Origin of the sequence: Gordonia alkaliphila, assembly GCF_039542465.1 — a bacterium.
GTDB lineage: Bacteria > Actinomycetota > Actinomycetes > Mycobacteriales > Mycobacteriaceae > Gordonia > Gordonia alkaliphila.
In genome coordinates this window covers 108,326-120,562 of record NZ_BAABIE010000003.1, presented here as the reverse complement: position 1 = coordinate 120,562, position 12,237 = coordinate 108,326, and the positions used below count along the sequence as shown (strand labels likewise).

At 69.5% G+C, this 12,237-nt stretch carries 14 protein-coding genes and 3 tRNA genes; 11 read left to right on the top strand and 6 right to left on the bottom strand.

Annotated features, from left to right (window positions below):
• Positions 1–53 precede the first annotated feature (53 nt).
• From ABD989_RS04410 to ABD989_RS04395, 4 genes are all read left to right on the top strand, one after another.
• Positions 54–142 (top strand) — tRNA-Ser (locus ABD989_RS04410).
• Positions 143–213: 71 nt separating this feature from the next.
• Positions 214–286, top strand: a tRNA-Arg gene (locus tag ABD989_RS04405).
• A 152-nt stretch (positions 287–438) separates the two neighbouring features.
• Entirely contained in the window at positions 439–1,149 is a 711-nt protein-coding gene (locus ABD989_RS04400) for a hypothetical protein (protein WP_345312574.1), read from the top strand.
• A 16-nt stretch (positions 1,150–1,165) separates the two neighbouring features.
• Entirely contained in the window at positions 1,166–1,765 is a 600-nt protein-coding gene (locus ABD989_RS04395) for a putative glycolipid-binding domain-containing protein (RefSeq protein WP_345312573.1), read from the top strand.
• A gap of 12 nt (positions 1,766–1,777) precedes the next feature.
• Here the strand turns inward: ABD989_RS04395 and ABD989_RS04390 are convergent, their stop codons facing one another.
• A complete protein-coding gene (locus ABD989_RS04390; protein ID WP_345312572.1) occupies positions 1,778–2,758 on the bottom strand; it encodes a prephenate dehydrogenase in 981 nt (326 codons plus the stop codon).
• Positions 2,759–2,809: 51 nt separating this feature from the next.
• Here ABD989_RS04390 and ABD989_RS04385 point away from each other — a divergent pair, with 51 nt between their 5' ends.
• The 4 genes from ABD989_RS04385 to ABD989_RS04370 all read left to right on the top strand — a co-directional run bounded on the left by ABD989_RS04385 (position 2,810) and on the right by ABD989_RS04370 (position 4,293).
• Complete coding sequence (locus ABD989_RS04385; RefSeq protein WP_345312571.1) at positions 2,810–3,331, top strand: tRNA adenosine deaminase-associated protein; 522 nt, start codon at positions 2,810–2,812, stop codon at positions 3,329–3,331.
• Positions 3,332–3,335: 4 nt separating this feature from the next.
• Positions 3,336–3,806: a nucleoside deaminase gene (locus ABD989_RS04380; protein WP_345312570.1), complete on the top strand. Its 471-nt coding sequence runs from the start codon at positions 3,336–3,338 to the stop codon at positions 3,804–3,806.
• A 60-nt stretch (positions 3,807–3,866) separates the two neighbouring features.
• Positions 3,867–4,151, top strand: coding sequence for a hypothetical protein (locus ABD989_RS04375; RefSeq protein ID WP_246993482.1), 285 nt, complete (start codon positions 3,867–3,869; stop codon positions 4,149–4,151).
• A 51-nt stretch (positions 4,152–4,202) separates the two neighbouring features.
• Positions 4,203–4,293, top strand: a tRNA-Ser gene (locus ABD989_RS04370).
• Positions 4,294–4,505: 212 nt separating this feature from the next.
• Here ABD989_RS04370 and ABD989_RS04365 read toward each other — a convergent pair.
• From ABD989_RS04365 to ABD989_RS04355, 3 genes are all read right to left on the bottom strand, one after another.
• Positions 4,506–4,736, bottom strand: a complete 231-nt coding sequence (locus ABD989_RS04365; RefSeq protein WP_246993484.1) for a hypothetical protein — start codon at positions 4,734–4,736, stop codon at positions 4,506–4,508.
• A gap of 3 nt (positions 4,737–4,739) precedes the next feature.
• Positions 4,740–5,459: a nucleotidyltransferase family protein gene (locus tag ABD989_RS04360; RefSeq protein WP_345312569.1), complete on the bottom strand. Its 720-nt coding sequence runs from the start codon at positions 5,457–5,459 to the stop codon at positions 4,740–4,742.
• A gap of 85 nt (positions 5,460–5,544) precedes the next feature.
• Positions 5,545–6,618 (bottom strand): D-alanine--D-alanine ligase family protein, encoded by a 1,074-nt coding sequence (locus ABD989_RS04355; protein ID WP_345312568.1) that lies wholly within the window; start codon positions 6,616–6,618, stop codon positions 5,545–5,547.
• A 38-nt stretch (positions 6,619–6,656) separates the two neighbouring features.
• Here ABD989_RS04355 and ABD989_RS04350 point away from each other — a divergent pair, with 38 nt between their 5' ends.
• Entirely contained in the window at positions 6,657–7,973 is a 1,317-nt protein-coding gene (locus ABD989_RS04350) for a UDP-N-acetylmuramoyl-tripeptide--D-alanyl-D-alanine ligase (RefSeq protein WP_345312567.1), read from the top strand.
• A gap of 61 nt (positions 7,974–8,034) precedes the next feature.
• On the opposite strand, the gene ABD989_RS04345 is transcribed toward ABD989_RS04350, so the two are convergent.
• Positions 8,035–8,475 carry a hypothetical protein gene (locus ABD989_RS04345; protein ID WP_345312566.1) on the bottom strand — a complete coding sequence of 147 codons (441 nt, stop codon included), beginning with the start codon at positions 8,473–8,475 and terminating at the stop codon, positions 8,035–8,037.
• Between the two features lie 29 nt (positions 8,476–8,504).
• On the opposite strand from ABD989_RS04345, the gene tgt reads away from it, so the two are divergent.
• Positions 8,505–9,752 carry a tRNA guanosine(34) transglycosylase Tgt gene (tgt, locus tag ABD989_RS04340; RefSeq protein ID WP_345312565.1) on the top strand — a complete coding sequence of 416 codons (1,248 nt, stop codon included), beginning with the start codon at positions 8,505–8,507 and terminating at the stop codon, positions 9,750–9,752.
• Here tgt and gluQRS read toward each other — a convergent pair.
• Positions 9,749–10,648 (bottom strand): tRNA glutamyl-Q(34) synthetase GluQRS, encoded by a 900-nt coding sequence (gene gluQRS, locus ABD989_RS04335; RefSeq protein WP_345312564.1) that lies wholly within the window; start codon positions 10,646–10,648, stop codon positions 9,749–9,751. The two genes, tgt and gluQRS, sit on opposite strands and share 4 nt — an antisense overlap.
• A gap of 121 nt (positions 10,649–10,769) precedes the next feature.
• Between gluQRS and gndA the strand changes: the two genes are divergently transcribed.
• Entirely contained in the window at positions 10,770–12,224 is a 1,455-nt protein-coding gene (gene gndA / locus ABD989_RS04330; RefSeq protein ID WP_345312563.1) for an NADP-dependent phosphogluconate dehydrogenase, read from the top strand.
• Positions 12,225–12,237: the final 13 nt, after the last annotated feature.

The window sequence follows — 12,237 nt, the reverse complement described above, 5'->3', positions numbered from 1 at the left end:
GGGCCGTGTGTAGTGTCTTGCAAGGCGAGCGAGTCCGGAAGGGCTTGAGACCAGGAGACGTGCCAGAGCGGCCGAATGGGACTCACTGCTAATGAGTTGTCTCTTGAAAAAGGGACCGGAGGTTCAAATCCTCTCGTCTCCGCTGACCGGGCTAGCCCGGACAACCGAATAGCGTTAGAACTGGTTTACCTAGTACACTCGTTCTGCGTATACGCGCCCGTAGCTCAACGGATAGAGCATCTGACTACGGATCAGAAGGTTTGGGGTTCGAATCCCTACGGGCGCACTGAGAAAGGCCCCTCACCAGCACAAAGGTGAGGGGCCTTCTTCATGTCCGCCGTTCGGCCCACCGTTTACCCGCCCGAAATGAATCGCGTCGCGGCGAGATCTCGCGGTGGGTGCGCGTTCGACTTTCCCTCGACCGGCACAATGGGAGCCATGACCCGGCCATCCCGTGCTCCGCGGACCGCGCCGCCGTATCGGCAGCCGGTCGCGAGGGGGCAGAGCTACCCGCCGCTCGGCTTCACCGCCGACGGCGCGCCGCAATACCAGTACCAGCCGCCCACCCCGGCCGCGGCGCCGCCCGTCACCCCGCCGCCGGTGGAGCCGCCGACTCCGATGGCGAGCCCGCCGAAGCCGCCGCAGGACCCGAAGAAGCGCATGCTCGGCGGGCTCGCCGCGGTGCTGGTCTTCGTCCTGGCCGTGGCCGCCGCGCTCACGTTCTTCTCCCGCGACGACGACAACCAGTTCGCGGAGCGTTCGGCGCCGCCGGCGACCCAGCCGCTCGACGACCCCTACCTCGACGACCTCGAAGATCCCGGGCCCTCCGCCGACCCGAACGCGCCGAGCGCGCCGCGGCGGACCACACCCGGCGCGCCCGGAGCGACGGCGCCGACCGTGTACGAGGTGACCACGGAGTCGCCCACCGCGGTGGTGTTCCTCAGCCGCGGACGGGTGACGGTGGGCGACGCGCCCGGCGGGCCGTGGGTCCAGTCCACAGTCACCTACGGCGGTCAGGCGCGCATCACGCTGCTCGTCCCGGAGGGCGAAGCGGCGTCGTGCCGGATCACGATCGACGGCGAGGAAGTGGCGACCCAGCAGATCGAGGCGTCGACGAGCGTTCGCCTGCTCACGTGTGAGAGCGGATAGGGGTTACCGTAGAGCCGTGTCTCCTCGTGAATCGTCGAACGACGTCAAGGCCATGCACACGTGGCGCGCGGTGTACGCGGACAGCCTGGAGCAGGTCCGCATGAACATCAGCGGCCGACGTATCCGCGCCTACGGGCGGATCATCAGCGCGGCGACCGACGACCACGAGGCGTTCTCGGTGTCGTACGAGCTCGTCACCAACGACAACGGCAGTACGCGCCGGCTCTCGGTCCGCATGCTCAAGGCGAGCGGGGAGAGCGCGCTCGACATCAGCCGTGACATGGACGGCCGCTGGATGGTGCAGACCCCGGACAGCATCGTGCGCAGCGACTTCGCTGGCGCCGACACCGTCGACCTGTGGCACTCGCCGTTCCTCAAGTCCGCGGTGATCCGTCGCCACGGCCTGCTCGGCGGTCAGGCCGCGATCGACGTTCCGGTGGTGGAGCTGAGCCTGCCGGAGTTCAGCGTCGACCTCATCGAGAAGTCGTACACCTTCGATCAGGTCGGATCCGCCGAGGGTGCGGTCACCATGAGCTCGGCGCGCGGATCGTGGGACATGGCGGTCGACGAGTTCGGCCTGATCACCAGCTTCTCCGGGATCGCCGACCGACTCTGACCCGGACGGGATTCAGTTCCCGTCGACGGGCAGCCAGATGCGGCCCAGGTGGGCTTGGCGTCGCAGTTCGGCGGCCCAGCCGTCCGCGCCGATCGTCACCTCGGTGATCGGCACCTGCGCTGCGGCGACCTCCTCGTAACGACGACGGGCCCGATGGCCGTCGGCCACCAGCACCTCCACGCTGCCGTGGTCGCGCAGCTGATCGCGCGCGGCGACGAGGCGGTCGATGGTCTCGTTGAGCGTGTTCAACAGGGCCATCGCGTTGCCCTCGAGCATGGCGCGCTGCAGTTCCGGCGCGGTCCCGGCCACCCGGGTGCCGTCGCGGAAGCTGCCCGCGGCCAAGCGCAACGCCAGACCGCTCTCCCCGGCGCCCACCGCGGCGGTGACGGCCGCGGTGAGGTGCGGGTTGTGCGAGATCGCAGCCACGGCGCGGTCGTGCGCGTCGTCGGCGGCGGGCACCACCACGGCGCCCGCCCGGTGCGCCAGCTCCGCCACGGCCCGCCAGTCCGTCGGATCGACGTCGTCGGGCGTGGACACCATCCACATCGCGCCGACGAACAGATCCGAATGGGTGGCCGCCCACCCCGAATGCGCGGTGCCCGCCATCGGATGGCCGCCGACGTACCGGGCGCCCGGATGGCCGGCGGCCACCACGGCCGCCACCTCGGTCTTCACGCTGACGACATCGGTCAACAGGCACGACGGCGCGTGCTCGGCGACGGCGGCGACCATGGCCGCCAACGCGGGCACCGGGGTGGCCAGCACGACGATCGCGTCCTCGTCGGCGGCGCGCGCCAGCACGGCGGACAGGTCTCCGGTGGCGTCGTATCCGGCGGCGGTCGCCTCGGTCACCGTCGTCGTCGATCGGTTGTATCCGTAGGCGCGATGGCCGTCGTCGGCGAGTCGGCGGAGCAGGGAACCGCCGATCAGTCCGAGACCGAGAATGCAGACCGGGCGCGCAGTGGAAGAAGACACCTGATCAGCGTGGCACATGCGGACCGAACGGACTTGGGAGAGTGTGCAAAAGCGGCTACCGTGGCCAGCATGGCTGCCGCTGGAACGAACGCTTCCGATCCCGATATCGAGGGCTATGCGGTGGCGGTGGTCCGCGAGGACGCCGGCTGGAAGGTCACCCCGCTGAACTCCAGCGCGCTGGACAGCCTCGAGGACGCCGAACTCCAGCTGCGCGAATTGCGCGCTGCCGGAGCGGTTTTCGGGCTCTTGAACGTCGACGACGAGTTCTTCGTGGTGGTACGCCCCGCGCCCAACGGCGCCGGCCTGCTGCTCTCGGACGCGACCGCGGCCCTCGATTACGACGTCGCCGAGGACGTGCTGGATCGGCTGCACGTGGATGTGCCCGACCTGGACCCCGACGAGGTGGACGACGTGGATCCGTGGGAGGAGGGCGACCTCGCGGTGCTCGCCGACCTCGGGCTGCCCGACGGTGTCATGAGCATCATCGTCGGCGACAACGACCTGTACGCCGACGAACAGCTCGGCATGATCGCCGCGCGCCTGGGCTTCGGCGACGAACTGGCGCAGGTGCTCGACACGCTCGGGATCTGACCCGGTGGTGCCGGAGACCGCGCTGACGCAGATCCGGGCGGCGCTGTCGGCCGCCGCGGACACGCCCGCCGAGGACGTCCCGATCGGTGCCGTGGTGTTCGGCCCGGACGGCCGCGAACTGGCCCGGGCCACCAATCGACGCGAGGTCGACGGCGACCCCACCGCGCACGCCGAGATCCTCGCGCTGCGCGCCGCGGCGAAGCTCCACGGCGACGGCTGGAGGCTGGAGGGCTGCACGCTCGCAGTGACGGTGGAACCGTGCGCCATGTGCGCCGGTGCCATCGGACTGGCCCGCATCTCCTCGGTGGTCTTCGGCGCGTGGGAACCCAAGACGGGCGCGGTGGGCTCCCTGTGGGATCTGCTGCGTGATCAGCGGCTGCTGCACCGCCCGCAGGTGCGCGGCGGTGTGCTCGCCGACGAGTGCGGCGATCTGGTCAGGGATTTCTTCGCGGCTCGGCGGGGAACGTCGGACTGACGATAAGATCGCCGGCAAGCAGCGCGGTTCGCGCGTGAGTCGCCGACGAAGGGAAGCCCCATGTCCGATCCGATGGACAAGATCAACGAGATCATCGACACCGCCCGCGAGAAGGTCACCGGGCTGGCCGATTCCGAGCAGGTGCATTCGGTGATCGAGACCGCCAAGACCAAGCTGAACGAGTTGGCGTCGAACGAGCAGGTGCAGGGCGCGGTCAACACTGCCCAGGACAAGCTCAGCGAACTGCTCGCCAACGAGCAGGTGCAGGGCGCCATCAACACCGCCACCGAGAAGGCCACCGAGCTGAAGGACCGCCTCACCGGCGGAGATTCGGCTCAAAAGTAGTCCTGACCAGGCGATTTCGCCTCACCGTGGTGCTCGGGTAAAGTCTTCCGCGGTGGCGTGTCCGAGCGGCCGAAGGTGCAGCACTCGAAATGCTGTGTACGGTGACCCCGTACCGTGGGTTCAAATCCCACCGCCACCGCCAAGGCCCCCATCTGCAGCGCAGATGGGGGCCTTCCCCATTCCCGGGGTTGGACCGTGCTTACCATTCGGCGGCACTCTGCCGTCTGGTGCAGTCACCTGGTAACTGCACCAGACGGCAGCGCTGTCTGCGGGGTCGATCGAGGTGAACAGGTCCGCCCCGGGAGACCCGGTGCAGACCTTGATTCGAAGGAAGCGTCGCTCGCTGGTTCGGAATTACGCGCAGGGTGCAGCGGCGCCGGAAATGTCCTCGCCCGTGAAGTACCGAGCGTGAGTGCGCTGCAGGCTCTCGATGGAACGGCTGGTCAGGGCTGCGATCTCGACGTCAGAATCTTGGCGCTCGCCTTCCAGCATCAGGCGGTAGTCCATGGCCTCGCGCGACGTGGCGAAGCTACGGATCGCACGCTGGCGAGTGCGTCTGTTGAACTGGATCACATACGACGGCACGCTTCACTCCTCTGCATTTGTCGCTGGGGGTTGGATCTCCAGCTTACACTGGAAATCTTCCATCCGGTTGGCCAGCTCAGCGATCTTCGTAGCAACTCGGTCGGTGTGGAGCTCCATCGCACGATCGACGCCGTCGCCGATGTCGAGGAGTTCCTGTAGGGCGTTCTCCAGCGCCGCCAACGATGCCGACTCGGCGTGGAGGTACTCGACGATCTCTTGAACGGATGGGTCTTCGTGATCCTCGCCATACCGGATCTGGCGGCCCACAGTGTCGGCGAGCTGTTCGTAGGCGTTTGCCCAAGCGCTCTGCCCCCGGGTGCGGATCTGAACTTCGACCCTGCCCGCGGGGAGGCGTAGCCAGACATGAACGGCGCGATATCCGCTGTGGGGCGACTCGCGAAGGTCCTTGACCTTCCCTGCGGCTCCGGCAAAGTGGTGCACGATTTCGTGAGCGAAGGCGGTCTGCTGCCTGAGCGAGAAGTCGCCGTCGACGCGTACGCCCGCAAGGTCCTGAACTTGGTTCAAGGTCATCCAGTCCTCGCGGACGAGCTTCTGCTTCAGTGTGTCAAAGGTTTTCGCTCGGGCTGCGATATCGAAGTCGTCGGTGGCCAGGGATTCCCACGGATGGGTGAAAGTGCTTGCGGCAATATCGGCGCACAGGTCGGAATGCCACTCCATGACATCGCTGTACGACGGGCCGTCTTGCAGGCGGTCGCGACTCATCCAGGAGTGCTTTGCCTAGCTTGGCGAGTTTCTTACCCGACCACGGTGCCTTCTCGAACGGGTCCATCGCGCACTCGTTGTTGGGTCAGTGTTCGGTGGAGAACCGGGCGCGACGGCGGTGCAGTGAGCGGGCGGACTCGACGAGCCGGTCGATCAGGTCGGGGTAGGCGACGCCGGTGGCCTCCCACATCTTCGGGAACATCGACGCCGGGGTGAAGCCGGGGATCGTGTTCACCTCGTTCAGCAGCCAGCCGCGGCCGGGCTCCTCATAGAAGAAGTCGACGCGGGCCATGCCGGTGCAGCGCAGGGCGGTGAACGCGCGGGCCGCCAGCTCGCGGACCTCGGCGGCCGCCTCGTCGGACACCGCGGCCGGAATCACCAGTTCGGCGCTGCCGGTGACGTACTTGTCCTCGTAGTCGTAGAAGTCGCTGCCCGGCACGATCTCGCCGGGCACCGTGGTCTCCGGAAGTCCGTTGCCCACCACGCCGACCTCGATCTCGCGGCCAGTCACCGACTCTTCGATCACCACGACGTCGTCGTAGCGCAGCGCCTCGGTGATGGCGGCGTCGAGCTCGGCGGCCGACGCGGCGCGCGAGACGCCCACCGAGGAGCCCATGTTGGCGGGCTTCACGAACAGCGGCAGCCCGAGCTCGTCGATGGCGCGCGCGGCGATCGCGGCGGGGTCGTCGACCTCGTTGCGGAGCGTGATCCAGCGGCACTGCGGGATGTCGGCGCGGGCGGCGACCTCCTTGGCCATGCCCTTGTCCATGCACAGCGCCGACGACAGCACGCCGCAGCCCACGTACGGGACCTTGAACAGCTCGAGCATGCCCTGGATGGTGCCGTCCTCGCCGTGCGGGCCGTGCAGCAGCGGCAGCACCACGGTCTCCTGCTCGCCGGGGCCGGTCAGGACCGCGACCGGGTCGACGAGGGGGCCGTCGATCGGGAGACTGTTGCCGAGGTCGTCGCCGGCCTCGAGGGCGGCCGCAGCGAAGTCGTTGCGATGCCAGCTGCCGTTCTTGGCGATGCCGACGGGCACCAGCGTGTACTTGCTGCGATCGGCTGCGGCCAGGACGTGGGCCGCGGTGACCCGCGAGACGTCGTGCTCGGCGGAGACTCCGCCGTAGAGGACCACCAGCCGCAAAAGGGGAGTAGGCATGGGTGCCAGGATACGTGGCGACGAGTAGCGTTTCCGACGTGCACCTTCTCGCCAGTCAGATCGCCGCCGCCACCGGCGGAACCCTCCACGGACCGGACGTTCGCGTCGATTCGGCCAGCATCGATTCCCGCGCCGCAGGTCCCGGACAGCTATTCGTGCCGATCGTCGCAGCCCGCGACGGGCACGACTTCATCGCCGCCGCCGTGGCCGCGGGAGCCACCGCGTACCTGACCGATCGCGCCCCGGACCCGGGCCTCGCGGCGACCGCCGTGCAGGTGGCCGACACCGCGGTGGCGCTCGCCGACCTGGGGCGCGAAGCGCGGCGCCAGGTGCCGGACCGTGTCGTCGGTGTCACCGGCTCGGTCGGCAAGACCTCCACCAAGGACCTGCTCGCCGGTGTCCTGGAGACCACCTATGCGACCGCCGCCAGCGAGAAGTCGTTCAACAACGAACTCGGACTGCCGCTGACGCTGCTGGGTGCCCCCGACGACACCGAGGCCGTGGTCCTGGAGATGGGTGCCCGCGGGGTGGGCCACATCCAGCTGCTCTGCGAGATCGCTTCGCCGACCGTCGGCGTGCTGACCCGCGTGGAGGCGGTGCACCTGGAGATGTTCGGCTCACTCGCCGACGTCGCTCAGGCCAAGGGCGAACTGGTGGAGTCGCTCCCGTCCGACGGCCTGGCCGTGCTCAACGCCGACCACGAGGTGGTCGCCGCCATGGATGCCCGCACGCAGGCGCGGGTACTGACCTACGGCCTCGCGGCCGGCGCCGACGTGCGCGCGGAGAACGTGGTGCTCGACGACCAGCTGCGGGCCGCTTTCGATCTGCGGACCCCGTGGGGCTCGGCCCGCGTCGCGCTGGGCGCCCGCGGCGAGCACCAGGTGCCGAACGCGCTGGCCGCGGCCGCGGCGGGCGGCGGCATGGGGGTGTCGGTGGAGGCGATCGCCGCCGGGCTCAGCGCGGCGCGGCTGTCCGGACTGCGGATGGAGCTGACCACCACGTCGGCCGGCGTGATCGTGATCAACGATGCGTACAACGCCAACCCCACGTCGATGACCGCCGCCCTGTCGTCGTTGGCGCTGCTCGATGCCCGGCGCCGGTTCGCGGTGCTGGGCACCATGGCCGAACTGGGCGCCGACGGCCCGGCCGCGCACCGGGAGATCGCCGAGCAGGCCCAGGCCCTCGGCGTCACCGTGATCGCGGTGGACGAGCCGCACTACGGCGACGCGGTGACCCACGTGGCCGACGTCGCCGGCGCCGTCGCCGCGCTCGGCGACCTGGTGGAAGGGGACGCGGTGCTGGTCAAGGGCAGCCGCGTGGCCGCGCTCGAACGCGTCGCGCACGCCCTTTCCTGAAGTTCCCCGCCTTTTCCTGAAGTGCCCCGCTATATGCCAGCGACCGCTGGGAAAGGGGCGGCTACTGCACCGTGAAGGCGATGGCCTGATCGTCGCGGGTGCAGCGGGCCAGTTCGCCGCCGACGGTCGACGGTCCGCAGTCCCAGCCGGACACCGTCTGCGCCTTGCCGGTGGCGATGAGCGGGCTGTACTCCTTGGCGATCGACATGCTGGTCTCGCACGAGACGTCGCCCGCGACGACGCGGACGTGCAGGGCGCCGTCCGGGCCGCCGACGCGACCGCATTCGGAGTCGTCCTTGGCGGTGCTGGTGGTCGAGGGCGCCTTCTTGCTGGGGCCGCCGACCACCGGCACGCTGCGGTCGGCGGGCGGAGTCGCGACGCCGGAGTCGGCGGTCGGTGCCTGCTGCTCGTCGCCGCAGGCCGTCAGGGTCAGGCCCAGGGCGCACGCGAAGAGCGCGGTCGCGGCCAGCTTCGTCGTACGAGTCAGGTTCGTCGCGTTCATGCCTGCCACGCTATGGGAGAATCGGCCGAGTGACCACCAGTGAATTCGTCCGGCGCGCCACCCTCGACGGAACGGCCGGGCGCACCGGCACCATCGTCACCCCGCACGGCGAGATCGCGACGCCGGCCTTCGTGCCGGTCGGCACCAAGGCGACGGTCAAGACGGTGCTGCCCGAATCGGTGGCCGCGCTCGGCGCGCAGGCGGTGCTGGCCAATGCCTATCACCTGTACCTGCAGCCGGGCCCGGAGATCGTCGACCAGGCCGGCGGCCTGGGCGCTTTCATGAACTGGCCGGGGCCCACCTACACCGACAGCGGCGGTTTCCAGGTGATGAGCCTCGGCGTCGGGTTCAAGAAGGTGATCTCGATGGACGTCGAGGGCAAGCAGGACGACACCGCGATCGCGGAGGGCAAGGAACGCCTGGCGAACGTCGACGACGACGGAGTCACCTTCAAATCGCACCTCGACGGCTCGCGACACCGCTTCACCCCGGAGGTGTCGATGCAGATCCAGCACCAGCTGGGCGCCGACATCATCTTCGCCTTCGACGAGCTCACCACGCTGATGAACACCCGCGGCTACCAGGAGGAGTCGCTGGAACGGACCCGACAGTGGGCCATCCGCTGCCTCGCCGAACACAACCGGCTGTCCACCGAACGCTCGCACCGGCCGCAGCAGGCGCTGTGGGGTGTGGTCCAGGGTGCGCAGTACGAGGATCTGCGCCGCAAGGCCACGCGGGACCTCGTCGAGCTCAGCCGGATCGACCGCGAGAACGGCGGCAAGGGCTTCGGCGGCTACGGCATCGGCGGTGCGCTGGAGAAGGCCAATCTCGGCACCATCGTCGGCTGGGTCACCGATGAGCTGCCCGACGACGCCCCGCGGCACCTGCTGGGCATCAGCGAGCCCGACGACATCTTCACCGCCATCGAGAACGGCGCGGACACCTTCGACTGCGTCTCCCCGACGAGGGTGGCGCGCAACGGCGCCATCTACTCGTTCGACGGCCGGTACAACGTCACCAACGCCCGCTACCGCAGTGACTTCTCGCCGCTCGACGCCGAGCTGGACAACTACTCCACCCAGTACACCCGGGCCTACCTGCACCACCTGTTCAAGGCGAAGGAGGGCCTCGGGCCCACCCTGGCGACCCTGCACAATCTGTCGTTCACGGTGACGCTGGTCGACCGTGCCCGTCGCGCCATCGAAGAGGGCAACTACTTCGAGTACCGCGACGCCTTCCTCGCCCGCTACTACGCGGGTACCGCCGCCGCCCGCTAAGCAGCGGGGGCCACGAACGTCCAGGGCGTGCGGGGGAGGGCTTCGGGATCGAAGCGCCGCAACAACTCTCGGGCCGTGACCGGCTCGTCCGGGGCAGCCATCCCCAGCGACGTCGCCATCATGCTCACCACGCGGGGCGCGTCGTAGCCGAGCTCGGCGAGCTGGGCGAGGGTGATCGCGCCGTCGCGCTTGGACAGCCGAATGCCCTTGTCGTTCAGCACCATCGGCACGTGCGCGTACTCGGGGACCGCGTGCCCGAGGCGCTGGGCGAGGTACGCCTGGCGGGGCGCCGACGACAGCAGATCGTCGCCGCGGACCACCTGATCGATGTCGAAGGCGGCGTCGTCGACCACCACGGCCAGGTTGTAGGCGGGCGTGCCGTCGCCGCGGAGCAGTACGAAGTCGTCGACGTCGCCGGTGTAGCCGCCGTGCAACTGATCGTGCACGGTGAAGCCGGTGACGGCGGCGCGCAATCGGATGGCGGCCGGTCGGTCCCGGCGGCGTTCGACGCGTTCGGCCTCGGTGAGGTCCCGGCAGGTTCCCGGGTAGGCGCCCGGCGGTGCGTGCGGGGCCGACGGCGCATCGAGGACCTCCCGGCGCGTGCAGAAGCACTCGAAGGTCTCGCCGGCGGCGGCCAGGCGATCGACCGTGGCTCGGTAGGTCGCGAGGCGGTCCGACTGCGCCACCACCGGCAGCGACCAGTCCAGTCCGAGCGCGGCGAGGTCGGCCAATTGTCGTTGTGTCGCACCGGCTTTCACGCGGTCGAGGTCTTCCATGCGGATCCGGAAGTCGCGTCCGCTGGACCGGGCGAACAGCCAGGCCAGCAGGGCGGTCCGCAGGTTGCCGACGTGCAGATCACCCGACGGGGACGGGGCGAAGCGGCCGGCAGCAGTCATGGCGTTCGAGACTACCGGCCGCCCGCCGGCCGGTGAGTGGGGTCACCATCGGAGGGCGGTCCCCTAGGATCGAGACATCGATGTCCGCAGGCCTCATCGGCGATACCTTCCAGGAGACGGCATGACCTCGTCCACCACCGGACAGACCCAGCAAACAGGCGACGGCGCCACGCCCATCGGCGTGGTCGGCACCGGGGTGATGGGTGCGAGTCTGGCCCGGAACCTGGCGCGGAACGTCGAGGGCTCGGTGGCGGTCTTCGACCTGGACCAGGCCAAGATCGACACGCTGATCGCGACCCATCCGGGCGAGGACCTGGTCGGCTTCTCCGACATGCCCGACTTCGTCGCCGGGCTGTCGTCGCCGCGCGTGATTCTGCTGATGGTGCCCGCGGGCGCTCCGGTCGACGCGGCCGTGGCCTCCCTGACGCCGCTGCTCGACAAGGGCGACATCATCATCGACGGCGGCAACTCGCACTACCCGGACACGCAGCGACGGGTCGCCGGCTGCGCGGCCGACGGCCTCCGGTTCATCGGCATGGGCGTCTCCGGCGGCGAGCAGGGCGCGCTGCTCGGCCCGGCCATGATGGCCGGCGGCGACCCGAGCGTCTGGGCCGACATCAAGGGTCTGCTGGAGCCCATCGCGGCACGCGCCGACGACGGCCAGCCGTGCGTCGCGCTGGTCGGTTCGGGTGCGTCCGGGCACTTCACCAAAATGGTGCACAACGGCATCGAGTACGCCGACCTGCAGCTGATCGCCGAGTCGTACGCGGTGCTGCGCGCCGGTGGCCGCAGCGGCCGCGAGGTGGGCGAGATCTTCGCCGCGTGGAACGCCGGCGAGGGCCGCTCCTACCTGCTGGAGAGCGCCGCGACGGTGCTGGCGCAGGACGATCCGCAGACCGGCGCCGAACTCATCGAGTTGGTGTCCGACCACGCGAAGGGCAAGGGCACCGGCGCCTGGACGGTGATCGCGGCCGCTGAGCAGGGGGTCTCGGTCAGCGTCATCGCCGAAGCGCTGTTCGCGCGGTCGACGTCGTCGGCCACGGCCGAACGCGCCGTCTGGCAGCCCGATGCGGTGTCGACGACGCTGGTCGACGTGCCGGTGGACGTCGTCGAACACGGCTACCTCGCTGCGCGTTCGGTCGCCTACCAGCAGGGTCTGGCCCTGCTGGCGGTCGCCTCCGAGGAGTTCGGCTGGAACGTGGAGCTCTCGCAGGTGGTGCGCATCTGGCGGGCCGGCTGCATCATCCGCGCGCGGTTCCTCGATGCGCTGTCGAAGGCCTACGCCGACAATCCGGGGGCGACGTTGTTCCTGGCGCTGGAGCCGTTCCGCACCGAGCTGATCGAGCGCCTGCCCAGCCTCAGCACGGTCACCACGGCCGCGATGGCCGCGTGCGTGCCGGTCCCGGCGATGGCCGCCGCCCTCAACCACCAGGCGATGCTGATGACCGGCTCGCTGCCGACGGCGCTGGTGCAGTTGCTGCGCGACTTCTTCGGTTCGCACACCTACGAGCGCACCGACGCGCCCGGCCACTTCCACATCGTGTGGGAGGGCGACCGCAGCGAGGTTCGCAGCTGACCGCGGCGCTGAA

Coding starts and splice junctions, on each gene's coding strand:
- ABD989_RS04400 (WP_345312574.1), top strand. CDS start 439: ATGACCCGGCCATCCCGTGCTCCGCGGACCGCGCCGCCGTATCGGCAG.
- ABD989_RS04390 (WP_345312572.1), bottom strand. CDS start 2,758: ATGTGCCACGCTGATCAGGTGTCTTCTTCCACTGCGCGCCCGGTCTGC.
- ABD989_RS04385 (WP_345312571.1), top strand. CDS start 2,810: ATGGCTGCCGCTGGAACGAACGCTTCCGATCCCGATATCGAGGGCTAT.
- ABD989_RS04375 (WP_246993482.1), top strand. CDS start 3,867: ATGTCCGATCCGATGGACAAGATCAACGAGATCATCGACACCGCCCGC.
- ABD989_RS04360 (WP_345312569.1), bottom strand. CDS start 5,459: ATGAGTCGCGACCGCCTGCAAGACGGCCCGTCGTACAGCGATGTCATG.
- ABD989_RS04355 (WP_345312568.1), bottom strand. CDS start 6,618: ATGCCTACTCCCCTTTTGCGGCTGGTGGTCCTCTACGGCGGAGTCTCC.
- ABD989_RS04345 (WP_345312566.1), bottom strand. CDS start 8,475: ATGAACGCGACGAACCTGACTCGTACGACGAAGCTGGCCGCGACCGCG.
- gluQRS (WP_345312564.1), bottom strand. CDS start 10,648: ATGACTGCTGCCGGCCGCTTCGCCCCGTCCCCGTCGGGTGATCTGCAC.
- gndA (WP_345312563.1), top strand. CDS start 10,770: ATGACCTCGTCCACCACCGGACAGACCCAGCAAACAGGCGACGGCGCC.